We start from the raw sequence: 21,579 nt of genomic DNA on the forward strand, positions 1-21,579 counted from the left end.
TCCCTGTTTTTCGTTTCCGGATTCAGTCGGGCCGCAGGCTGCGCAGCGCGGCATCGAAGCTCTCGCTGCCGCGGTGCAGGTCGGCGACGATGCGGCCCTGGTTCAGGCACACGAGGCGGTCGGCGAGCGCGGCCTCGCGGCGCAAGTGGGTGGCGATCAGCAGGGTTCGGGCGCTTGCATGCCGGGCGAGGCGATCCAGCACGTCGTGCGCGGTGGCTGCATCCAGCGCTTCCGTAGGCTCGTCGAGCAGCCAGAACGGCACGTCGCGCAGCAGCAGGCGGGCCAGCGCGAGGCGGCGCGACTGGCCGCCGGAGAGGCCGAGGCCGCCTTCGCCGAGGTGGGTGTCGAGGCCGGTGCTCAAGGCACGCACCTCTTCTTCCAGCCCCGCGGCTTGCAGCACGGCGTGCAGCCGTTCATCGGTGGCTTCGGGGGCTGCGAGGCGGAGGTTGTCTCGCAGGCTGTCCTGGAAGAGTTCGGTGCGCTGGGTCAGCAGGCAGGCTGGCTGGGCGAGGACGCTGCCGGAACGGGGGGCGATCTCGCCTGCGATGGCGGCGAGGAGCGTGGACTTGCCGGCGCCGCTGGCGCCGATGAGGGCGACGCGCTCGCCTGCTTGCAGAGCCAATGAGGCTTCGGTCAGGACGGGGATGCTGCTGCCGTCGTGGGCTACGGTGACTTCCTCCAGCTGGAGTGCGAGTCGGGAATCGGGAGCCTTCGCCGTTGCGGCGGGCTCATCCGCGGAAGAAGTCATGCGGGGCGCCAGACGCCGCACCGCCAGCCAGGTGCGGCCCGCGTCGAGCGCGCCGCGGCGCAAGGCTGCGAAAGGCTCCGTCGCCGTGAGCGCCACCAGCAGAGCCAGCGCTGCGGCCGGTGCGCCGATGACCCCCTCATTCACCAGCAAGCCAACGGCCAGCAGCACGCCGACGAGGGTCAGGGTGCCTGCGCCGCCGTAGGCGAAACCGGCGGCTGCCTCGAGCTTGTTCAGTGCGAGGTCGGCCTTGGCAAGCTGCGCGTCGGCAGCAATCAATGCCTCGCGTTGCGCGTCGATGCGGCCGGCCATCACCAGGTCGGTCTGCCCTGCCACCAGATCGACGGCACGTGCGCGCAGCGTCTCGACGCCATGCGCGCGCCGCACGGCTGGCCGGCGCGCGCGCCTTGCCACGAGGAATGCGATGCCCCAGCCGGCGATCACGAGCCAGAGCGTCAGCGCAAAACCCATCGCCACATGCATGAAGCCGAGCACTGTGCCGGCGAGCAATGCGGCCCCCAGCGCAGCGGCCGCTGGAACGAGCAGGCGGAGATAAAGCGATTCGAGCGCGTCGATGCCGGCGGTGAGGCGGAACAGCAGGCGCGCCGGGCGCATCAGCAACTGGCGCGCTGCCTCGGCCCTGGCCCAGCCGCGGAACAGGCGCACACGAAGTTCGGCGAGCACGGCGAAGGTGGCGTCGTGCGTCACCAGCCGCTCGCCGTAGCGCGATGCGGTGCGGCCCAGCGCGAGCAGGCGGATGCCGGCGGACGGCATGAATACGTCGAAGGTGAAGGCTGTGGCGGCATGCAGGCCGGCAAGTGCCGTCGCGGTGATGAACCAGCCGGAAAGGCCCAGCAAGGCCATTCCTGCGAGAACCGTGATCGCCGCAAGCAGGCAGCCCAGGAGCAGCCGGCGCGGCTGCGTGGCGAGGAAGGGACGCAGGACCAGGCGCAGGTCGCGCCAGTTCGTGCCTATGTGGGAAGGCTTGCTCATGCGGCCTTCTCCACCGCTTCTGCGCTGCCGAGGCTTATCGTGCGGTCCATGCGTGCGGCGAGCACCGGGTCGTGAGTTGCGACGACGAGGGTCTTGCCGCGTGCCAGCGTGATCAGCGCGTCGATCACTCGCTCGGCGGTTTCGGTGTCCAGATGCGCGGTGGGCTCGTCGACCAGCAGCAGATCGGCGTGCGGGTGGACTGCGACGCGTGCGAGCGCGAGGCGCACGGCCTCTCCGCCGGACAAGCCCTGCCCCCCCTCGCCCAGCGAAGTGACGGGATGGGCCTGCGCCACGGCTTCGAGCGATGCGAAGTGCATTGCATTGGCCACACGTTGGCTATCGGCATCCGGACGCCCCAACGCCACGTTGGCTTCGACGGAACCGGCGAAGACGTGCGGCGCCTGGCCTATCCAACCCATGCGCTGGCGCAGTACGGCCACCGTGTGGCTGGTGAGCGCGACGCCGCCGATGGAGATATCGCCTTGCGTGGCAGGCACCAGACCTGCGAGCAGGGAAAGCAAGACGGTCTTGCCGCTGCCGCTGGAACCTGTCAGGGCGACGTGCTCTCCGGGAGCGATGCGGAGCTCGTAACCGTCGAAGACCTCCTGCTGCTCGCCGGGCCAGGCGAAATGCAGGTTGTGGATGGTGACTGCCGGCGGGCCTGCGTGGGCGTTCCTCGTGGCGCGTGTCAGCGAAGCATTCGCACCGGGCAGAGGCAGGTCGTTGCGCTGCAGGCGGCCGAGTGCCTCCAGCGCAGCCTCGCCCGCGGCGCGGTCGTGCCAGACCATCGACAGCTCGCGCAGCGGCTCGAAGAACGCGGGCGCCAGCAGCAGCACGAACAGGCCCTCACCGAGGCCCAGCGTGCGGCCCCAGGTGCCGAAGCCGAGGGAGCCGAGCAGGTGGAAGCCGACATACGCAGCCACCAATGCCACGCCCAGCGCGGAGAAGAGTTCGAGCACGGCGGAAGAGAGGAATGCGATACGCAGCACGGCCATCGTCCGGCGGCGCAGGGATTGGGCCGAATCGCCCAGGCGCTGTGCAGTGAGTTCCACAGCGCCCAGGGAGCGCAACGTTGCCAGTCCACGGAGCCTGTCGAGCAGGAAGGCGTTCATGCCGCCGAGCTCCACCATCTGCGCTTCGCTCGCGGCCCTGGCTCGCCAGCCGACGATGGCCATGAAGATCGGAATGAGCGGTGCCGCGAACAGCAAGACCAGCGCTGCCACCCACGAAAAGGCAGCCACCGCGCACAGGATGAAGATCGGCACCACCGTCGCGCGCCAGCGGGCGGGCTGGTACCGCACGAGGTACGGAACCAGCGCCTCGGCCTGCTCGGCGAGCACGCTTGCCGCGAGCCCGGAATGCGCGCGGCTTCGATCCAGCGGAGAGCCGGCGGCCAGCGCGGCGGCGGTTTGGGCGCGCAACGCGGTGAGCTGTGCGCGTGCGCGGGTGAAAGTCCGGCGCGCGCCCCAGGACTCGCAAGCCGCTCTCGCCAGGCCCAGCAGCAGGATCGCGGCAGCAGGCCAGACCACGGCGTCGAAACCGCGCCCCGAAGCCAGCCCCTGCACAGCCATCGCCAGCAACGCAGCTTGCGGCAACCAGAACAGCGCCGCGGCACCCTGCACCATCCCGCCGACGTCAGGCGACGCGAAAGCCCGCAGCGGCGATCGGGATGGCGAGTGCTTGGTCATTCCTTAGTTTCGTGAATTTTCAGTATTTACTGAAATTTCCACAATCATACCGGAGACTGAGGCGGCTGACGAGCCCGCAGACTGCACGCTCCCGCGCGCTAACGCAACCGGTTCAGGAAGATTCGGACGGTGCGCCTGCGCCGGCGCGCCCGTTCTTTAATGAGAAACGACTATTCCGCTGACCAGCAGCGCGGCGAACAGCGCGAACACCGCGCGCCAGGAGGCCGGGCGCGCTTCCACCCAGCGATAGAGCAGCGCCGCCGCGACCACCGACAGGCCGAAGGTCGCCACAAGGCCGGCCGCGTCGAACCACGAGCCGTGCGGACCTGCATTCGCAACCGCAGCATTCATGGCGAGCAGCACCGGAAAGTGGATGAGGAACAGCGAATACGACATCCGCCCCAGCCGCACCAGCGGCATCGCCGTCGCGGGCCAGTGCTTCGGCGACAGCCAGTTCCGCCGCTGAGCAATGGCAATCAGCAGCGCCGTGACCAGCGCGGTCGCGATGCGGCTGCGCCAGTCGATCGCCAGCGCGCCCGCCCCAACCAGCGCCAGCAGCGCGATCGCGCTCTGCCACGTGCTGTATCGCGTCGCGCGCCCGATCCAGAACACAAGCATGCCCAGGCCGTAGGTGCCGAAGAAATAGAAGGCCGTGTCGTCCAGCCCCGCATTGCGATTGAAGAGCGCGAGCGAAGCCACTGCCAGCCCGAAGACCAGCGCCACGGGCAGCCATCGCGCCCGCAGGCCCTGCGGTGCCGGGCCGCCGGTGCGCTGCAGCATTGACGGCAACCCCACCAGCACCAACGCCAGCGCAAAGAGCTGGAAGTCGATGGCCACGTACCAGACGCCCGTGGAGAGCGACTCGTAACCCAGCAGATCCTGCAGCAGCAGGCCGTGGGCGATCAATTGCCCGAAAGTCGGCGCAGCCGGCACCACTTCTTCGTCGAGCCAGGGCCGCACGACCGCCGCGACCAGCACGCACACGGTGAGCGCGGCGAGATACGGCATGATCAGCCGCCCATAGCGCTGCAGGATGCGCGCCACCGGCCGCTCCACTCGCAGCGTGCCGTCGGGCGCAAGACTGGCCGCCGCCAGGAAGCCTGCGATCACCAGGAACACCTGAACCGCCAGCCGCCCTTCGTCGGCCAGCCAGGCGAAGAAATCGGGTGCGAGCGCGTATGCGCCCGCCGGCATCGGGCCGTAGCGCGAAAGGTGATGTCCGACGATCACCGCGCAGGCGACGCCCTTTGCCGCATCGAGCAGCGGCATGCGTCCCGCGGATGAAGACGGCGGCGCGCTCGCAACGGGCGCGGCGCCGTCGGCAAAGGCAGTCAAAGCGCCAACCGCTGCCTTGCCTCCGTGTATTCGCGCTTGAGCTTCTCGATGAAGGCGCCGGCGGTGGCCACCTCGGTCACGGCGCCGATGCCCTGGCCCGAACCCCAGATGTCCTTCCAGGCCTTGGCCTTGCTGCCTTCGCCGCCGCCGAAGTTCATCGTCTTCACGTCGCCTTCGGGCAGGTTGGCCGGGTCCATGCCGGCCTTGATGATGCTGGGCGCGAGGTAGTTGCCGTGCACGCCGGTGAAGAGGCTCGAATAGACGATGTCGTCGGAGGTGCCATCGACGATGGCCTGCTTGTACTCGTCGCTCGCGCGCGCCTCCTCGGTGGCGATGAAGGCCGTGCCGATGTAGGCGAAGTCGGCGCCCATGGCCTGTGCCGCCAGCACCGCCCCGCCGGTGGCGATGGAGCCCGACAGTGCGATCGGGCCGTCGAACCACTGGCGGATTTCCTGCACCAGCGCGAACGGGCTCTTCGTGCCCGCATGGCCGCCGGCGCCGGCCGCCACGGCGATGATGCCGTCGGCCCCCTTCTCGATCGCCTTCTGCGCGAACTTGTTGTTGATGATGTCGTGCAGCGTCACGCCGCCGTAGCTGTGCACTGCCTCGTTCACGTCGGTGCGCGCGCCCAGCGAGGTGATGACGATCGGCACCTTGTATTTCACGACCATCTCCATGTCGTGCTCGAGCCGGTCATTGCTCTTGTGCACGATCTGGTTGATGGCGAACGGCGCGGCGGGCTTGTCCGGGTTGGCCTTGTTGTAGGCCGCCAGTTCCTCGGTGATCTCGGCGAGCCAGTCTTCCAGCTGCGCGGCGGGGCGCGCATTGAGCGCCGGCATCGAGCCGACCACTCCCGCCTTGCATTGCGCGATCACGAGCTTGGGGTTGCTGATGATGAACAGCGGCGAGCCGATGATCGGCAGCGGCAGGTTCGCGAGGACGGGAGGCAGTTTCGACATGATGCTTGTCTCTTGAAAGTTGTGTTGAATGCGGGATCGGGCAGCCGAACGCAGAAGGAAGACAAAAACTACGCAAAGGTCGCAAAAGAACCCGAAGACAAATTCTGGTTTTTCTTCTGCGACTTCTGCGTAACCTTTGCGACTTCTGCGTTCGGCTGCCCGTTTTCAGAAAGCCTCGAGCGCCAGCGCCGTTACGCTCTCGGCACCGTCGACGATGCTGTCTCGGATGCCCGGCACCTTGTTGAGGATGTGCTCGGCATAGAAGCGCGCGGTGGCGATCTTCGCCAGCATGAAGTCGGTGTCGAAGCTGCGCGAGGCAAGGTCCTGCGCAATGATCAGCGAACGCGCGAGCTGCCAGCCTGCCACCAGGTTGCCCGCGAGCATCAGGTAGGGCACGCTGCCCGCGAACACCGCGTTGGGCGAGGCCTTGGTCTGGCCGGCCACGAAATCGACGACTTCGACGAAGGCCTGGCGCGCAGCCTTCAGGCGCTTGAGCACGGCCGCTGCAGCGGGGTTGTCGCTCTTGGCGAGTTCGGCTTCGGTCTTCTCGATCTGCGCGGCGATCGCCTTGGCCGTCTGGCCGCCGTCGCGCGCCGTCTTGCGGCCCACGAGGTCGTTGGCCTGGATGGCGGTGGTGCCTTCGTAGATCGTCAGGATCTTGGCGTCGCGGTAGTACTGCGCGGCGCCGGTCTCCTCGATGAAGCCCATGCCGCCGTGCACCTGCACACCCAGCGACGCCACTTCGAGGCTCATCTCGGTGCTGTAGCCCTTCACCAGCGGCACCATGAACTCATAGAAGGCCTGGTTCTGCTTGCGCGCGTCCGCGTCGGGGTGATGGTGCGCGGCGTCGTAGGCCGCAGCCGCCACGCTCGACATGGCGCGGCAGCCCTCGGTATAGGCGCGCATCGTCATCAGCATGCGCTTGACGTCGGGGTGATGGATGATCGGCGCGCTGGCGTTGATGGAGCCGTCCACCGGGCGGCTCTGCACGCGCTCCTTCGCGTAGGCCACGGCGTGCTGGTAGGCACGCTCGGCGATCGCGATGCCCTGCATGCCCACGGCGTAGCGGGCGGAGTTCATCATGATGAACATGTATTCAAGGCCGCGGTTCTCCTGGCCGACGAGATAGCCGATGGCACCGCCGTGGTCGCCATACTGCAGCACGGCCGTAGGCGACGCCTTGATGCCCATCTTGTGCTCGATGCTCACGCAGTGCACGTCATTGCGCTCGCCCAGCGAGCCATCCTTGTTCACGAGGAACTTGGGCACGACGAACAGGCTGATGCCCTTCACGCCCTCGGGCGCACCGGCCACGCGGGCCAGCACGAGGTGCACGATGTTCTGCGCCATGTCGTGCTCGCCGTAGGTGATGAAGATCTTGGTGCCGAACACCTTGTAGGTGCCATCGGGCTGCGGCTCGGCGCGGCTGCGCACCATGGCGAGGTCGCTGCCGGCCTGCGGCTCGGTGAGGTTCATCGTGCCCGTCCACTGGCCGCTCACGAGCTTCTCAAGGTACGTGGCCTTGAGCTCGTCGGAGCCGGCCGTGAGCAGCGCCTCGATGGCGCCGTCGCTCAAGAGCGGGCACAGCGCGAAGCTCATGTTGGCCGAGTTGAGCATCTCGCCGCAGGCAGCGCCGATGGTCTTGGGCAGGCCCTGTCCACCGAAATCCGCCGGATGCTGCAGCCCCTGCCAGCCGCCCGCCACGTACTGCGCGAAGGCTTCCTTGAAGCCCGGCGTAGTGGTGACGGCGCCATCCTTGAACGACGAGGGATTGCGGTCGCCCGCCACGTTCAGCGGCGCGATCACGTCCTGGTTGAAGCGCGCGCACTCTTCGAGCACGGCCTGCGCGGTTTCGAGGCCGGCATCCTCGAAGCCCGGCAGCTTCGCGATCTCGCCGATGTTGGCCAGGTGTTCGATGTCGAACAGCATGTCCTTGATGGGGGCTGTGTAGCTCATGTCATGTCTCCAGATACAGCGGATACGAAAAGGGCATCGCGAACGATGCCCTCTGGATCAGTGCAGCGATGCGATCAGAGCGCCTTCACCAGTTCCGGCACGGCCGTGAACAGGTCGGCCACCAGGCCGTAGTCGGCCACCGAGAAGATCGGGGCTTCTTCGTCCTTGTTGATCGCCACGATCACCTTCGAGTCCTTCATGCCGGCCAGATGCTGGATGGCGCCCGAGATGCCCGCTGCGATGTACAGCTGCGGCGCGACGATCTTGCCCGTCTGGCCCACCTGCCAGTCGTTCGGGGCGTAGCCCGCGTCGACGGCTGCACGGCTCGCGCCGAGGCCGGCGTTCAGCTTGTCGGCCAGGGGGGCCATCACCTCGGTGAACTTCTCTGCGCTGCCGAGTGCACGGCCGCCCGAGACGATGATCTTGGCTGCCGTCAGTTCAGGGCGCTCGCTCTTCGTGACTTCGCGGCCCACGAAGCTGCTCTTGCCGCTGTCTGCGACGCCTGCTGCCGATTCGACGGCGGCGCTGCCACCGGTGGCGGCTGCGGCATCGAAACCGGTCGTGCGAACGGTGATCACCTTGGTCGCGTCGCTGCTCTGCACGGTGGCAATCGCGTTGCCCGCATAGATCGGACGCTCGAAGGTGTCTGCGCTCACCACGGCGGTGATGTCGCTGATCTGCGCCACGTCCAGCTTGGCGGCCACGCGCGGCGCGACGTTCTTGCCGTTGGCGGTCGAGGGGAAGAGGATGTGGCTGTAGTTGCCGGCGATGGCCAGCACTTGAGCCGCGACGTTCTCGGCGAGGTTCTCGGCCAGGCTCGGGCTGTCGGCGGCGATGACCTTCGAGACACCGGCGATCTGGGCCGCTGCCTTGGCAGCTTCGGCTGCATTGGCACCGGCCACGAGCACGTGGACGTCGCCGCCGCAAGCCAGCGCTGCGGTCACGGTGTTGAGGGTGGCCGGCTTGATGCTGGCGTGGTCGTGTTCGGCAATGACGAGTGCGGTCATGTTCGTTTTCTTCCTCAGATCACTTTGGCTTCGTTCTTGAGCTTGTCCACCAGGGTGGCAACGTCGGGCACCTTGATGCCGGCGCCACGCTTGGGCGGCTCCGCGACCTTCAGGGTCTTCAGGCGGGGCTTCACGTCCACGCCCAGGTCTTCCGGCTTGACCGTGTCCAGCTGCTTCTTCTTGGCCTTCATGATGTTCGGCAGCGTCACATAGCGCGGCTCGTTCAGGCGCAGGTCGGTGGTGATGACCGCGGGCAGCGTCAGCGCCACGGTCTCCAGGCCGCCGTCGACTTCGCGGGTGACGGTGGCCTTGTCGCCAGCGACTTCGACCTTCGAGGCGAAGGTAGCCTGGGGAAGATCGGCCAGCGCAGCCAGCATCTGGCCGGTCTGGTTGGCATCGTCGTCGATGGCCTGCTTGCCGAGGATGATGAGCTGGGGCTGTTCCTTGTCGACCAAGGCCTTCAGCAGCTTGGCCACGGCCAGGGGCTGCAGTTCTTCAGCGGTTTCCACCAGGATGCCGCGGTCGGCGCCGATGGCCATGGCAGTGCGCAGGGTTTCCTGGCTCTTGGCGTCGCCGCACGAGACGGCGATGACTTCGGTGACCACGCCCTTTTCCTTCAGCCGAACCGCTTCTTCAACGGCGATCTCGTCGAAGGGGTTCATGCTCATCTTGACGTTGGCAATGTCCACTCCGGTGCCGTCGCTCTTCACGCGCACCTTCACGTTGTAATCGACGACCCGTTTGACAGGCACAAGAACCTTCATTGACTTGACTCCATTGGATTGCAAAAAGGGGGCTTCGAGGGCAAACCGGTCATTCTAGGGCGCGACCTTTGCCGCCTCTCCATTCTTCACGTCGGCGCTGGCGCCACAAAAAAGAACGATCGTGCTTTTTCGTGATTATAAAGCAGCGCCGGAGCACTGAGCCTTAGGGCGACAAAGATATTCGTGAGGCCGCCGGGGCGGGCGCATTCGCGCCATCAAGCTGCATGGCTTGCACGCGAATCGACAGGCGTGCCCGCTCGCGGTGCATGCGAGGCCGGCTGAAACGCCAACTGCAGCCAATTTGCGGGTTTTCGCCGATGTCTGGGCTGGCACGCAAACTGCAAGATGAATACTGTCGACAGATGACAGTCGATCTTCGGAGATTCAATGGAAACAGCAGAACGAAGCATCCCGGACGTACGCGGCGGCGCCCTCCCTCCCATGGCATCCGCGGAGCGCCAGCTCCGGCAGGACTTGGCAGCCGCCTACCGGCTCGTCGCCCTCTACGGGATGGACGACAGCATCTACACCCACATCTCCGCCCGCGTGCCCGGCACCACGGACCAGTTCCTGATCAACCCCTTCGGCATGCTGTTTCGCGACATCACGGCGTCCTCGCTCGTGAAGATCGACCTGGACGGCAACATCGTCGAGCCCTCCGAGTACGACGTGAACCCGGCCGGCTTCACGATCCATAGCGCCGTGCATGCCGCGCGCCATGACGCCGTCTGCGTGCTGCACACCCATACCGTCGCCGGTGTCGCCGTGTCCTCGCTGGCCGGCGGGCTGCAGCCGTGCAACCAGTGGGCGCTGCAGTTCCACAACCGCGTGACGTACCACGAGTTCGAAGGGATCGCGCTCAACCACGAGGAGCGCGAGCGCCTGGTCGCCGACCTCGGCCCGAATTCGCGCGCACTGATCCTGCGCAACCACGGGCTGATCACGCTGGGCCGCAGCGTGGCAGAGGCCTTCATCCTCATGCACAACCTGGAGCGCGCCTGCCGCGTGCAGGTCGCCATCCAGGGCACCGGCCAGGCCGTGCACCCGGTGCCCGAGGAGGTCTGCGAACTGACCGCGCGCCAGTACGAAAGCGGCGACACCAACCGCCTGGCCTCTGCGCCCCACGACCCCTACGCGCGCGAATGGCGCGCGCTCCTGCAGCGCCTGGCCCCGGCCAGCCCGGCCTCCTTCCGCGACTGAGATTCACCCGTTCTTCACTGCCCTACCCACTTCGAAAGGTCCGCACCGATGAAACGCCGCAACCTGATCCAAGCCGGCTCCGCCGCCCTAGGCCTGTCCATCGCCGGGGTGCCCCTGCACAGCCTGGCGCAAGGCAAGAAGGGTGTCGTCAACGTGCTGGTCCAGCCCGAGCCGCCTGGCCTGATGATGGGCATCGTGCAGAACGGCCCCACGCAGCTGATCGCGGGCAACATCTACGAAGGCCTGCTGCGCTACAACGAGAAGCTCGAGCCCCAGCCGCAGCTCGCCACGTCCTGGACCGTGAGCGCGGACAGCAAGACCTACGTCTTCAAGCTCAAGCCCAACGTCAAGTGGCACGACGGCAAGCCCTTCACCGCCGACGACGTGGTGTTTTCGTGCGACGTGTTCCTGCGCAAGACGCACGCGCGCTTCCGCGCCAGCCTGGCGCAGGTGGAATCGATCAAGGCGCTCGACCCGCTCACTGTGGAGTTCAAGCTCAAGCAGCCCTTCGGCCCCTTCATGGGCATCTTCGAGAACGGCACCATGCCGATGGTGCCCAAGCACATCTACGAAGGCACCGACTTCGCGACCAACCCCGCCAACGCCACGCCGATCGGCACGGGCCCGCTCAAGTTCAAGGAATGGGTCAAGGGCTCCTACATCAACCTCGTGGCCAACGAGAACTACCACCAGCCGGGCGTCGTGGGCGTGGAGAGCGTGTATTTCCACGTGATCCCCGACGCGGCCGCGCGCGCCGCGGCGTTCGAGTCGGGCAAGGTCGACATCGCGCCGGGCGGCACGGTGGAGTACTTCGACGTGGGCCGCCTCGCAAAGCTGCCGGGCGCGGCCGTGACCACCAAGGGCTGGGAGTTCTTCGCGCCGCACAGCTGGCTGTGGATGAACAACCGCACGGCGCCCATGAACAACGTGAAGTTCCGCCAGGCCGTGTGGACCGCCATCGACCGCGAGGCCATGGCCAAGGTCGCCTGGTATGGCTACGCCAAGCCGGCCACCGGCCCCTTCAACAGCCACATCGCCTACGCCAGCGACGACGTCGCCAAGTACCCGCGCGACCTCGCCAAGGCCAAGAAGCTGCTGTCCGAATCGGGCTACAAGGGCGAGACGCTGCGCCTGCTGCCGCTGCCCTATGGCGAATCCTGGCAGCGCCAGGCCGAGATCGTGCGCCAGAACCTCACGCAGGCCGGCATCAAGGTCGAGATGGTCGCCACCGACGTGGCCGGCTGGAACCAGCGCAACAGCGAGTGGGACTTCGACCTCGCCTTCACCTACGTCTACCAGTACGGCGACCCGGCGCTCGGCGTGGCGCGCAACTACACCAGCGACAACATCGCCAAGGGCTCGCCCTTCAACAACGTGGCGGGCTACGTGAACCCCAAGGTCGACGAACTGTTCGCCGCCGGCGCGCGCGAGAGCGACCCGACCAGGCGCCGCGCGATCTACCTGGAAGTGCAGAAGCTGCTGGTCGACGAAGTGCCCGTGGCCTGGCTGCACGAGATCAACTTCCCGACGCTGTACCGCAGCAAGATCCAGAACGTGGTGTCGTCCGGCATCGGCCTGAACGACAGCCTGGGCCGCGTCAAGCTGGCCTGACTTTCCTCCCCGCATGCAGTGCCCGCCTGTGTTGGCTGAATAGGCCGGACCACCGCATGCCCGAACCGAGTTCGCCATGAAACGACTGCAGTTCATGTCCGTGCGCCTGCTGCAGGGCCTGATGGCCCTGCTGGTGATCGCCACCGTCAACTTCCTGCTGGTTCGCGCGGCGCCGGGCGACCCGGTGTCCGTCATGGCCGGCGAGGCCGGCGCGTCCGATGCACAGTTCGTGGCCCAGCTGCGCCAGCAGTTCGGCCTCGACCAGCCGCTGCCCGTGCAGCTCGGCAACTACCTGGGCCACGTGCTCAAGCTCGACCTCGGCTTCTCCTACCGCCAGCAGCAGCCGGTGGTCGACCTGATCCTGGAGCGCCTGCCGGCCACGCTGCTGCTCACGGGCACGGCCTTCGGGCTCTCGCTACTGTTCGGCATCGTGCTGGGCGCGCTGGCCAGCCGCAACGCGGGCAAGTGGCAGGACAGCCTCATCACCGTGGTCGCGCTGGTCTTCTACGCCACGCCGCTGTACTGGCTGGCGATGATGGCGGTGCTGCTCTTCACGGTGCAGTTCGACCTGCTGCCCGCCTTCGGCTTCTTCACCGTGGGTGCGGACCTCACCGGCATCGACAAGGCGCTGGACATCGCCAAGCACCTGATCCTGCCTTCGCTGACGCTGGCGCTGTTCTACATGGCGGTGTATGCGCGCATGACGCGCGCCTCCATGCTCGAGGTCGCGCAGATGGACTTCGTGAAGACCGCGCGCGCCAAGGGCGTGGCTCCGGGGCGCATCCAGCGCAAGCACATCCTGCGCAACGCGCTGCTGCCGGTGGTCACGCTCGCCGGCATCCAGGCCGGCGGGATGATCGGCGGCGCCGTGCTGACCGAGACCGTGTTCGCCTGGCCCGGCATCGGCCGCCTCATGTTCGACGCGCTGCTGCAGCGCGACTACAACCTGCTGCTCGGCTGCTTCCTGTTCACCGCGGCCATGGCCGTGCTGTTCAACCTGATCACCGACTTCGTCTACACGCTGGTCGATCCCCGCATCGAGCTGAGCTGAGCCAAGGAGCCCTTCATGAAAAGCAAATTCTGGCGGCGCTTCAGCCGCAACAAGGGCGCGGTCTTCGGCCTGATCGTGCTGATGCTGGTGGCGCTGGTCACGGCGCTCGGCCCCTTCGTCGCGCAGAACAACCCCTGGGACATGGTCGGCACGCCCTTCGCGGCGCCCATGGCCGAACAGGGCCTGCTGCTGGGCACCGACACCATGGGCCGCGACATCCTCTCGGGCATCGTCACCGGCGCGCGCGTCTCGCTGCTGATCGGCGTGGTGTCCACTGTCGTCTCGCTGCTGATCGGCGTGAGCATCGGCGCCGTCTCAGGCTACTTCGGCGGCTGGATCGACGCCACGCTGATGCGCTTCACCGAGCTGTTCCAGGCCATCCCGAGCTTCGCGCTGGCCATCGTGCTGGTGGCCATCTTCCAGCCTTCGGTGCAGTCGATCGTCACGGCCATCGCGATCGTGTCGTGGCCGCCGGTGGCGCGGCTGGTGCGCAGCGAATTCCTGACGCTGCGCCAGCGCGACTTCGTGGCGGCGGCGCAGTTGGCGGGCCAGTCCACGCCGCGCATCATCCTCACGCAGATCCTGCCCAACGCCGCCTCGCCCATCGTGGTGATGGCCTCGCTGATGGTGGCCACGGCCATCCTGCTGGAGTCGAGCCTGAGCTTCCTCGGCCTGGGCGACCCGAACCAGATGAGCTGGGGCTACATGGTCGGCTCGGCGCGCACGGTGCTGCGCCAGGCCTGGTGGATGGCGGTGTTCCCGGGCGTGGCCATCCTGCTCACGGTGCTCGCGCTGAACCTGGTGGGCGAAGGCCTGAACGACGGCCTCAACGCGCGCGCCGACGGGAGGGGCAAATGAAAATGGAAAAGCTCGTTCTTCCCGTGCTCGACGTCCAGGGCCTGGACATCCGCCTGCCCCCGGGCGCCGACCGCGAACTGGCGGTGCGGGGCGCTTCGCTGCAGCTGCTGCCGGGCCAGACGCTGTGCGTGGTCGGCGAATCGGGCTCAGGCAAATCGATGATCGCCAACGCCATCATGGGCCTGCTGCCGCGGCCGCACGTGGAACCCGTGGCCGGCCGCATCCTCTTCGACGGACAGGACCTGCTGCAGCTCGACGAGACGCAGCTTCGCACGCTGCGCGGCCGGCGCATCGGCATGGTGTTCCAGGAGCCGATGACGGCGCTGAACCCGGTCATGCGCATCGGCGAGCAGATCGCCGAGGTGTTCGACGCCCACGTGAAGCTGTCGGCCGCGCAGAAGCGCCAGCGCATCCTCGCGGCGCTGGCCGACGTGGGCCTGCCCGAGCCCGAGGTGCTGATCGACAGCTATCCGTTCCGCCTGTCCGGCGGGCAGCGCCAGCGCGTGATGATCGCCTGCGCGCTGGTGCTGGAGCCGGCCCTGCTGATCTGCGACGAACCCACCACCGCGCTGGACGTGACCACGCAGGCGCAGATCCTGAAGCTCATCCGCGAGCTGCAGCAGCGCAAGGGCACGGCGGTGCTTTTCATCACGCACGACTTCGGCGTGGTCTCCGAGATCGCCGACCAGGTGGTCGTGATGCAGACCGGCGAGGTGGTCGAGGCCGGCCCAGCATCCGCCGTGCTGGCCCGGCCGCAGCATGCCTACACGCGCAAGCTCATCGCGGCCATTCCGAACGGCCAGGTGCGCGCGCCTTCCGGGCAGCGCCCCGTCGAACACGTGCTGCAGGTGCAGGAACTGCGCAAGATCTACGTGACCGGCGGCGGCCTGTTCAGCAAGGGCCGGCGCGTGGAAGCGGCCAAGGGCCTGTCGTTCGAGCTGCGCCGCGGCGAGACGCTGGGGCTGGTCGGTGAATCGGGTTCGGGCAAGTCGACCGTGGGCCGCTGCATCGTGGGGCTCGCGCCCTTCGACAGCGGCCGCGTGCTGTTCAAGGGCCGTGCGCTGCAGTCGGGCGCTCAGTTCCGGGCGCAGTCGCAAGGAAAGATCCAGATGGTGTTCCAGGACCCGTATGCCTCGCTCAACCCGCGCCACCGCATCGGCCCGGCCATCGCGGCCGGCCCCATCGCGCAGGGCGTTCCCAAGGCGCAGGCCATGGCCCGCGCGATGGAGCTGCTCGAGCTGGTGGGCCTCAAGCCCGACGCGGCGGAGCGCTTTCCGCACGAGTTCTCCGGCGGCCAGCGCCAGCGCATCGGCATCGCGCGCGCGCTGGCCATGGAGCCGCAGCTGCTGGTGGCCGACGAGCCCGTCTCCGCGCTCGACGTGTCGGTGCAGGCCCAGGTGCTGAAACTCTTCGCCGAGGTGCGCGAGCGCTTCCAGCTGGCGATGGTGTTCATCACGCACGACCTGCGCGTGGCCGGCGAGATGTGCGACCACATCGCAGTGATGCAGCGCGGCGAGATCGTCGAGTACGGCGAGACCGCCAGGGTGCTGGCGAACCCGCAGCATACGTACACGCGCGCGCTGATCGAGGCGCAGCCGAGGCTGTCGGCGGCGGCAGCCGAACAGGCGGTGGCCGCATGACGCACGAACTCGACATCGCGCTGGTCTCCGACCAGATCGCCATGGACTACCTGCAGCCCGCCTTCCGCGCGCGCTTTCCGCAGGCCCGGCTGCACCGCATCGACACCGAGGTGCAGGAGCTGGACGCGCTCGACCGCATCGACACCGTGGTCTGCTGGTCGCCGCCGCCGGGGCTGCTCGCGCGCATGCCGCGCCTGCGGCTGGTGCAGTCGGTGGGCGCGGGCACCGACCACATCACGCGCGATGCCTCGCTGCCCGACGTGCCCGTGCGCCGCATCGTCGACCCCGACATGGCCGACGGCATGAACGCCTACGTGGCCTGGGCCGTGGTGCACGGCCAGCGGCACATGGGCGCCTACCTCGAGAGCCAGCGCCGCGCGGCCTGGGAAGAAGCGCCCATCGAGCCACCGGGCCAGCACCGCGTGGGCATCGCCGGGCTGGGCGTGCTGGGCCAGTCGGTCGCGCGTGCGTTGCTTGCAATCGGCTACCGCGTGCGTGGCTGGAGCCGCAGCCCCAAGGACGCGAACGAGCTGCCCGCCGGCATCGAGGCCTTCCACGGCGATGCCGGGCGCGCCGAATTCCTGTCGGGCTGCGACACGCTGGTCTGCCTGCTGCCGCTGACCGACGACACGCGCGGCATCCTGAACGCCGGGCTGTTCGCGCAGCTGCCGCGCGGTGCGCGCCTCGTCAACGTTGGCCGTGGCGCCCACCTCGTGCAGGACGACCTGCTGGCCGCGCTGCAGAGCGGCCAGCTCGCCTCGGCCGTGCTCGACGCCTTCGTCGAGGAGCCGCTGCCGCAAGGCCACCCGTTCTGGCGCCATCCGCGCATCACCGTCACGCCGCACATCGCGACACGCACAAGGCCCGAGGCCATCGCGCGGCAGACCCACGACAACCTGGCGCGGCTGTAGAACGCCGCCCGCCATCCACGGAGGACCCCCATGGCAGAACCCCTAGGCACCGGCGACAAGGACGTCGCCACCCACCTGCATTCGTACACCAACCTGGCGGCGCTGCCGCAGACGCCGCCGCTGGTCATCGTCGAAGGCGACGGCATCCACGTCGTGGACGAGAGCGGCCGGCGCTACCTGGAGGCCATGTCGGGCCTGTGGTGCGCATCGCTGGGCTTCTCGAACAAGCGCCTGGCCGAGGCCGGCGCGAAGGCGCTGAATACCCTGCCCTACTACCACACCTTCAACCAGCGCACGAACGTGGCGGTGGCCGACCTGGCCGAGCGGTTGCTGGCGCTGGCACCCGTGCCCATGGCCCGAGTGTTCTTCGCCAACTCGGGCTCCGAGGCCAACGACAGCGCGGTGAAGATGGTCTGGTACTACCACAACGCCATCGGCCAGCCGCAGCGCAAGAAGATCATCGCGCGGCGCAACGCCTACCACGGCGTGACCGTGGCCGCCGCCAGCATGGGCGGGCTCGACGGCAACCACCGCGACTTCGACCTGCCCATCGCCACCGCGCCCGCGCGCTTCCTGCACGTGGACTGCCCGCACCACTACCGCTACGCCGAACCCGGCGAGACGGAGCAGGACTTCTCCAGCCGCCTCGCTCAACAGTTGGAGCAGACCATCCTGGCCGAAGGGCCGCACACCGTCGCCGCCTTCATCGCCGAGCCGGTGATGGGCGCGGGCGGCGTGCTGGTGCCGCCGGCCGGCTACTTCGAGAAGGTGCAGGCCGTGCTGCGCAAGTACGGCGTGCTCATGATCGCCGACGAGGTCATCTGCGGCTTCGGCCGCACGGGCAACATGTTCGGCTCCACCACCTTCGGCATCCAGCCCGACATCCTGAGCTGTGCCAAGGCGCTGTCCTCGGGCTACGTGCCGATCTCGGCCGTGATGGTCAACGAGAAGGTGCACAGCGCCATCGCCGCCAACAGCGGCAAGCTCGGCAGCTTCGGCCACGGCTACACCTACTCGGGCCACCCTGTCGCCTGCGCCGTGGCGCTGGAGACGCTGAAGGTGTACGAGGACGAGCGCATCCTCGACCACGTGCGCGAGCTCGCCCCCGCGTTCCAGGCCGGGCTGCGCGCCTTCGCAGAACGCCCCTGGGTGGGCAACGTGCGCGGCGTGGGCCTGATCGGCGCCATCGAGCTCATGGCCGACAAGGCCGCGCGCACGCCTTTCGCCGCCGACCGCAAGGCCGGCTACCGCTTCGCGGCGCTGGCGCTGGAAGAAGGCCTGATCGTGCGCGCCATGGGCGACAGCATCGGCCTGTGCCCGCCGCTGATCATCACGCGAGCCGAGCTGGACGACCTGTTCGCGCGCCTGGCGCGCGCCATGGACCGCTTCGAGAAGGAGTACTGACATGCAAGCCTTCTTCAGCGACGACCAGTTGCTGCACGATCCGCAGCAGTACATGCGCGTGGGCCGCATCTGCAAGCCCGCCGACCTGCCCACGCGCGCCGAGGCCTTGATGGCAACGCTGGCCGCACGGGGCATCGCGGTCAGTGCGCCAGCGGACGCCGGGCGCGCCGCGCTGGAGCAGGTGCACAGCACGGACTACCTCGACTACCTGGAGACCGCGTTCGAGCGCTGGCGCAAGGTCGAAAGCTTCGGGCTGGAGCCGGGCATCGAGGTGCTGCCCAACATGTCGCCGCATGGACCGCGCGTGGGGCCCTGCCCTTCGCCCTCGGTGCTGGCGCAGACGGGCTGGTACGTCGGCGACCTGTCATGCCCCATCGGCCCGAACACCTGGCGCTCCGTCCTGCGCTCGGCGCATGCGGCGCTGGCGGCGGCCGAGGCGGTGCTCGACGGCGGCTCCATCGCCTATGCCCTGTGCCGCCCGTCGGGCCACCATGCGCAGCGTTCACGCGCGGCAGGCTTCTGCTACGTGAACAACAGCGCCATCGCGGCCGCCACGCTGCGCCAGCGCCATGCGCGCGTGGCCGTGCTCGACATAGACGCCCACCACGGCGACGGCACGCAGCAGATCTTCTACGAGCGCGGCGACGTGCTGACAATTTCCACGCACGCCGACCCGGCCGGCTACTACCCCTGGTACACGGGCTACTCGCATGAGCGTGGCAACGGCGAGGGCGAAGGCTTCAACCTCAACCTGCCGCTCGCGCACGGCAGCGGCAACGCAGAGTTCGCGCAGGCGCTGGACCAGGCCACCGCCGCCATCGAGCGCTTCCAGCCGCAGGCGCTGGTGCTGCCGCTGGGCTTCGACACCTACAAGGACGACCCGATCAGCGTGCTCAAGTTCGACATGGAGGCCTTCCGCCTCGCGGGCGAACGCGTGCGCGCGCTGGGCCTGCCAACGGTGGTGGTGCAGGAAGGCGGCTACATGGTCGGGGCCATCGGCGCCGCGCTCGATGCGTTTCTGGAGGGGCTGCGCGCGTGAGTGTTTCGACGCCGGGCGGCGACCTGCTTGCGTGGGCGATGCTGTCGCAGCGGGCGGCATGAGCACAGCCCCCACCTCCGTTTCACTCGCGCGTGCCGACCAGGGCAGCAACAGCGCGGGCGCGGGCATCGCGCTCTTCCTCTGCGCGCTGGTGCTGTTCGCGGCGTACGACGCCTTCGCCAAGCAGATGGTGGCCACGCATGCGCCGGCCGTCGTCAACCTGGGCCGCTACAGCGCCATCGGCGCCATCGCGCTGGTGCTGCTGCTGCGCCACGGCGACCTGCGCCTGTGGCGCCAGCCGCACCAGAAGCTGCTGGCCGCGCGCAGCGTGGCACTGGCCATCGTGGCCACCTGCTTCATGACGGCGCTCGTCACCATGCCGCTGGCGGAGGCCACGGCCATCTACTTCACCGCCCCGCTGATCATGGTCGCGCTGTCGCCATGGCTGCTCGGGGAGCGCGTGGGCCGCGCGCAATGGACTGCCGTGCTGCTGGGCTTCGTCGGCATGCTGTGCATCGTGCGGCCGGGCGGCAGCCTGCCGCTGGCGGGCACGCTGCTGATGGCGGTGTCGGCCGTCTGCTATGCGCTCTTCCAGGTGCTCACGCGGCGGCTATCGGGGCTGGTGCCGGCGCCCGTGCAGTTCGCACACATGGCGCTGGCCTGCCTGGTCGTCACGAACCTGCCGGTGCTGTTCATGCCGCACGTCACGCTGCCGCCCTGGCCGCAGATGGCGCTGCTGGTGGCCGGCGGGGCCGTCAGCGGCAGCGCCCAGCTGTTGCTGCTGGCCGCGTTCCGCCGCGTGGGCGCAGCCACGCTGGCACCGCTGAACTACGTGCAGTTGCTGCTGGCTGTGCTGATCAGCACGCTGTGGTTCCAGCGCCCGCCCGACGCGCCGGCGCTGGCGGGCATGGCGCTGATCGCCGTGGCAGGCGTGTACCTGGCGCGCGCGGGCGGCGGCAGCCCAAGGCGGCCGGCATGATACGCACAAGAGATTGAGACAAGGAACTCAGATGACCACCAGCCGGGCCGAAGCCGCCACCCCTCCCGCCTTCTCGTCGATCCAGGTGCCCGACCTGGTCGGCGTGGTGGAGGCGCAACTGCAGCAAGCCATCCTGTCGGGCCGCATCGCGCCCGGCGAGCGCATCGTCGAGGCCGAGCTGGCCCGGCAGATGGGCGTGAGCCGCGCGCCCGTGCGCGAGGCCGCGCGCCGCCTCGAAAGCCTGGGGCTGCTGATCTCGCGTCCGCGCCATGGCTTCGCGGTGCGCACGGTTTCGCCCAAGCAGGTCAACGACCTGTACGAGGTGCGCATCCAGCTCGAACTGCTGGGCGCCTCCCTGGCCTGCACGCACGCCACCGATGCCGAGCTGGCCCAGCTCGACGCGCGCGTGGACGACATGGTGGAGCGCGCCGAGATCCTGTCGTCACCCGAGCGGGTGGCGCTCGACCTGGACTTCCACTTCGCGATCAGCGCGCTGTCGGGCAACCACTACCTGCACCGGCTGTTCGACAACATGCAGACCGAGGTGCGCATGTTCCTCGCGCTCAGCGAGGACAGCTACGGCGACCTGAAGGCGCTGGCCGAGACGCACAGGCCGATCGCCAAGGCGATGATGGCGCGCGACGTCGGCGCCGTCGAGCACGCGCTGCGCTACCACCTCGAGACCGCCAAGGACCACGTGCGCGGCCTCTTCACCAAACCCTGAGATGAGCGCGCTGCCCCGCGTCGCCATGGTCAGCGGAGGCAACCGCGGCATCGGCCTTGCCATCGTGCGCGAACTGCTCGCGCACGGCTGGCGCGTGAGCGTGGGTACGCGCAGCGCCACCGATGCCTTCCACGGCCACGACCCGGCGCAGGTGCGCGCCTATCGCTTCGACGCCGAGGACGCGCGCAGCGAGACCGACTGGGTGGCCGCGACCGTGCGCGATTTCGGGGGCATCGACGCGCTGGTGCACAACGCCGGCATCCTCAGCACGCGCTCGGTCATCGATGCGGACGACGCGGAGGTCGACCGGCTGCTGGAAGTCAACGTCAAGTCGCCACTGCGGCTCACGCGCAAGGCCTGGCCGCATCTGCTGGCGGCCGACGAAGGCAAGGTGCTGGTGATGGCCTCGCTCGCGGCCAAGCGCGTGCGCACCGCCGATGCCTCGCTCTACGCGCTGAGCAAGGCGGCGGTGCTGTCGCTGGCGCACGGCATCCGGCATTGCGGCGCCGAATCGCGCGTGCGCTGCACCGCGTTGTGCCCGGGCTTCGTCGCCACCGACATGGCGGCCGGCCTGCCGCCCGAGCAGCAACGGCAGGCCACGCGGCCCGAGGACGTGGCCCGCATCGCACGGACGGTGCTCGAACTGCCGGCCTCGGCCAGCGTCGCCGAGATTCCCATCAGCTGGACCGTCGAACCCCAATACTGAAAGCCCGAC

At 68.4% G+C, this 21,579-nt stretch carries 18 protein-coding genes; 11 read left to right on the top strand and 7 right to left on the bottom strand.

Features of this window, described 5'->3' with window-relative positions; genetic code table 11:
* Window positions 1-22: 22 nt before the first annotated feature.
* The 7 genes from cydC to ABL838_RS19435 form a co-directional block, all read right to left on the bottom strand.
* The gene (gene cydC / locus ABL838_RS19405; protein ID WP_418121530.1) at window positions 23-1,738 is read right to left on the bottom strand and encodes a thiol reductant ABC exporter subunit CydC; all 1,716 of its coding nucleotides are present in this window, start codon (window positions 1,736-1,738) and stop codon (window positions 23-25) included.
* Complete coding sequence (gene cydD / locus ABL838_RS19410; RefSeq protein ID WP_418121532.1) at window positions 1,735-3,426, bottom strand: thiol reductant ABC exporter subunit CydD; 1,692 nt, start codon at window positions 3,424-3,426, stop codon at window positions 1,735-1,737. Before cydD ends, cydC begins: the two co-directional genes overlap by 4 nt.
* A 156-nt stretch (window positions 3,427-3,582) precedes the next feature.
* A complete protein-coding gene (locus ABL838_RS19415; RefSeq protein ID WP_418125882.1) occupies window positions 3,583-4,695 on the bottom strand; it encodes an acyltransferase family protein in 1,113 nt (370 codons plus the stop codon).
* Window positions 4,696-4,757: 62 nt separating this feature from the next.
* Window positions 4,758-5,720, bottom strand: a complete 963-nt coding sequence (locus tag ABL838_RS19420) for an NAD(P)H-dependent flavin oxidoreductase (protein ID WP_126021827.1) — start codon at window positions 5,718-5,720, stop codon at window positions 4,758-4,760.
* A 165-nt stretch (window positions 5,721-5,885) separates the two neighbouring features.
* Window positions 5,886-7,676 carry an acyl-CoA dehydrogenase gene (locus ABL838_RS19425; RefSeq protein WP_418121533.1) on the bottom strand — a complete coding sequence of 597 codons (1,791 nt, stop codon included), beginning with the start codon at window positions 7,674-7,676 and terminating at the stop codon, window positions 5,886-5,888.
* A 74-nt stretch (window positions 7,677-7,750) separates the two neighbouring features.
* Window positions 7,751-8,683 carry an electron transfer flavoprotein subunit alpha/FixB family protein gene (locus tag ABL838_RS19430; RefSeq protein WP_301512158.1) on the bottom strand — a complete coding sequence of 311 codons (933 nt, stop codon included), beginning with the start codon at window positions 8,681-8,683 and terminating at the stop codon, window positions 7,751-7,753.
* 14 nt (window positions 8,684-8,697) lie between these two features.
* Complete coding sequence (locus ABL838_RS19435; protein WP_019656080.1) at window positions 8,698-9,447, bottom strand: electron transfer flavoprotein subunit beta/FixA family protein; 750 nt, start codon at window positions 9,445-9,447, stop codon at window positions 8,698-8,700.
* A 441-nt stretch (window positions 9,448-9,888) separates the two neighbouring features.
* Here ABL838_RS19435 and ABL838_RS19440 point away from each other — a divergent pair, with 441 nt between their 5' ends.
* The 11 genes from ABL838_RS19440 to ABL838_RS19490 all read left to right on the top strand — a co-directional run bounded on the left by ABL838_RS19440 (window position 9,889) and on the right by ABL838_RS19490 (window position 21,570).
* Window positions 9,889-10,647, top strand: a complete 759-nt coding sequence (locus ABL838_RS19440; RefSeq protein WP_126021823.1) for a class II aldolase/adducin family protein — start codon at window positions 9,889-9,891, stop codon at window positions 10,645-10,647.
* Between the two features lie 48 nt (window positions 10,648-10,695).
* Window positions 10,696-12,258, top strand: a complete 1,563-nt coding sequence (locus ABL838_RS19445; protein WP_418121534.1) for an ABC transporter substrate-binding protein — start codon at window positions 10,696-10,698, stop codon at window positions 12,256-12,258.
* 76 nt (window positions 12,259-12,334) lie between these two features.
* The gene (locus ABL838_RS19450) at window positions 12,335-13,309 is read left to right on the top strand and encodes an ABC transporter permease (RefSeq protein ID WP_184641233.1); all 975 of its coding nucleotides are present in this window, start codon (window positions 12,335-12,337) and stop codon (window positions 13,307-13,309) included.
* Between the two features lie 15 nt (window positions 13,310-13,324).
* The gene (locus ABL838_RS19455; protein WP_019656076.1) at window positions 13,325-14,167 is read left to right on the top strand and encodes an ABC transporter permease; all 843 of its coding nucleotides are present in this window, start codon (window positions 13,325-13,327) and stop codon (window positions 14,165-14,167) included.
* A 2-nt stretch (window positions 14,168-14,169) separates the two neighbouring features.
* Window positions 14,170-15,807 carry an ABC transporter ATP-binding protein gene (locus ABL838_RS19460; RefSeq protein ID WP_418125883.1) on the top strand — a complete coding sequence of 546 codons (1,638 nt, stop codon included), beginning with the start codon at window positions 14,170-14,172 and terminating at the stop codon, window positions 15,805-15,807.
* The gene (locus ABL838_RS19465) at window positions 15,804-16,718 is read left to right on the top strand and encodes a 2-hydroxyacid dehydrogenase (protein WP_418121535.1); all 915 of its coding nucleotides are present in this window, start codon (window positions 15,804-15,806) and stop codon (window positions 16,716-16,718) included. The genes ABL838_RS19460 and ABL838_RS19465 overlap by 4 nt, the downstream gene beginning before the upstream one ends.
* Before the next feature lie 30 nt (window positions 16,719-16,748).
* A complete protein-coding gene (locus ABL838_RS19470; protein WP_418121536.1) occupies window positions 16,749-18,122 on the top strand; it encodes an aspartate aminotransferase family protein in 1,374 nt (457 codons plus the stop codon).
* 1 nt (window position 18,123) lies between these two features.
* Complete coding sequence (locus tag ABL838_RS19475) at window positions 18,124-19,161, top strand: histone deacetylase family protein (RefSeq protein ID WP_418121537.1); 1,038 nt, start codon at window positions 18,124-18,126, stop codon at window positions 19,159-19,161.
* Window positions 19,162-19,219: 58 nt separating this feature from the next.
* Window positions 19,220-20,140, top strand: coding sequence for a DMT family transporter (locus tag ABL838_RS19480; protein WP_418121538.1), 921 nt, complete (start codon window positions 19,220-19,222; stop codon window positions 20,138-20,140).
* A 31-nt stretch (window positions 20,141-20,171) separates the two neighbouring features.
* Complete coding sequence (locus ABL838_RS19485) at window positions 20,172-20,864, top strand: GntR family transcriptional regulator (RefSeq protein ID WP_126021815.1); 693 nt, start codon at window positions 20,172-20,174, stop codon at window positions 20,862-20,864.
* A 1-nt stretch (window position 20,865) separates the two neighbouring features.
* A complete protein-coding gene (locus tag ABL838_RS19490) occupies window positions 20,866-21,570 on the top strand; it encodes an SDR family NAD(P)-dependent oxidoreductase (RefSeq protein WP_418121539.1) in 705 nt (234 codons plus the stop codon).
* The last annotated feature ends 9 nt before the right edge of the window (window positions 21,571-21,579 follow it).

The organism is Variovorax sp. 160MFSha2.1 (assembly GCF_048305075.1).
GTDB classification, from domain to species: Bacteria; Pseudomonadota; Gammaproteobacteria; order Burkholderiales; family Burkholderiaceae_C; genus Variovorax; species Variovorax guangxiensis.

Excerpts from the sequence above, each read along its gene's own strand:
- ABL838_RS19455 (WP_019656076.1), top strand. The coding sequence starts at position 13,325 with ATGAAAAGCAAATTCTGGCGGCGCTTCAGCCGCAACAAGGGCGCGGTC.
- ABL838_RS19445 (WP_418121534.1), top strand. The coding sequence starts at position 10,696 with ATGAAACGCCGCAACCTGATCCAAGCCGGCTCCGCCGCCCTAGGCCTG.
- ABL838_RS19450 (WP_184641233.1), top strand. The coding sequence starts at position 12,335 with ATGAAACGACTGCAGTTCATGTCCGTGCGCCTGCTGCAGGGCCTGATG.
- ABL838_RS19435 (WP_019656080.1), bottom strand. The coding sequence starts at position 9,447 with ATGAAGGTTCTTGTGCCTGTCAAACGGGTCGTCGATTACAACGTGAAG.
- cydD (WP_418121532.1), bottom strand. The coding sequence starts at position 3,426 with ATGACCAAGCACTCGCCATCCCGATCGCCGCTGCGGGCTTTCGCGTCG.
- cydC (WP_418121530.1), bottom strand. The coding sequence starts at position 1,738 with ATGAGCAAGCCTTCCCACATAGGCACGAACTGGCGCGACCTGCGCCTG.
- ABL838_RS19415 (WP_418125882.1), bottom strand. The coding sequence starts at position 4,695 with ATGCCGCTGCTCGATGCGGCAAAGGGCGTCGCCTGCGCGGTGATCGTC.
- ABL838_RS19490 (WP_418121539.1), top strand. The coding sequence starts at position 20,866 with ATGAGCGCGCTGCCCCGCGTCGCCATGGTCAGCGGAGGCAACCGCGGC.
- ABL838_RS19475 (WP_418121537.1), top strand. The coding sequence starts at position 18,124 with ATGCAAGCCTTCTTCAGCGACGACCAGTTGCTGCACGATCCGCAGCAG.
- ABL838_RS19420 (WP_126021827.1), bottom strand. The coding sequence starts at position 5,720 with ATGTCGAAACTGCCTCCCGTCCTCGCGAACCTGCCGCTGCCGATCATC.
- ABL838_RS19465 (WP_418121535.1), top strand. The coding sequence starts at position 15,804 with ATGACGCACGAACTCGACATCGCGCTGGTCTCCGACCAGATCGCCATG.
- ABL838_RS19460 (WP_418125883.1), top strand. The coding sequence starts at position 14,170 with ATGGAAAAGCTCGTTCTTCCCGTGCTCGACGTCCAGGGCCTGGACATC.
- ABL838_RS19440 (WP_126021823.1), top strand. The coding sequence starts at position 9,889 with ATGGCATCCGCGGAGCGCCAGCTCCGGCAGGACTTGGCAGCCGCCTAC.
- ABL838_RS19480 (WP_418121538.1), top strand. The coding sequence starts at position 19,220 with ATGAGCACAGCCCCCACCTCCGTTTCACTCGCGCGTGCCGACCAGGGC.
- ABL838_RS19425 (WP_418121533.1), bottom strand. The coding sequence starts at position 7,676 with ATGAGCTACACAGCCCCCATCAAGGACATGCTGTTCGACATCGAACAC.
- ABL838_RS19430 (WP_301512158.1), bottom strand. The coding sequence starts at position 8,683 with ATGACCGCACTCGTCATTGCCGAACACGACCACGCCAGCATCAAGCCG.
- ABL838_RS19470 (WP_418121536.1), top strand. The coding sequence starts at position 16,749 with ATGGCAGAACCCCTAGGCACCGGCGACAAGGACGTCGCCACCCACCTG.
- ABL838_RS19485 (WP_126021815.1), top strand. The coding sequence starts at position 20,172 with ATGACCACCAGCCGGGCCGAAGCCGCCACCCCTCCCGCCTTCTCGTCG.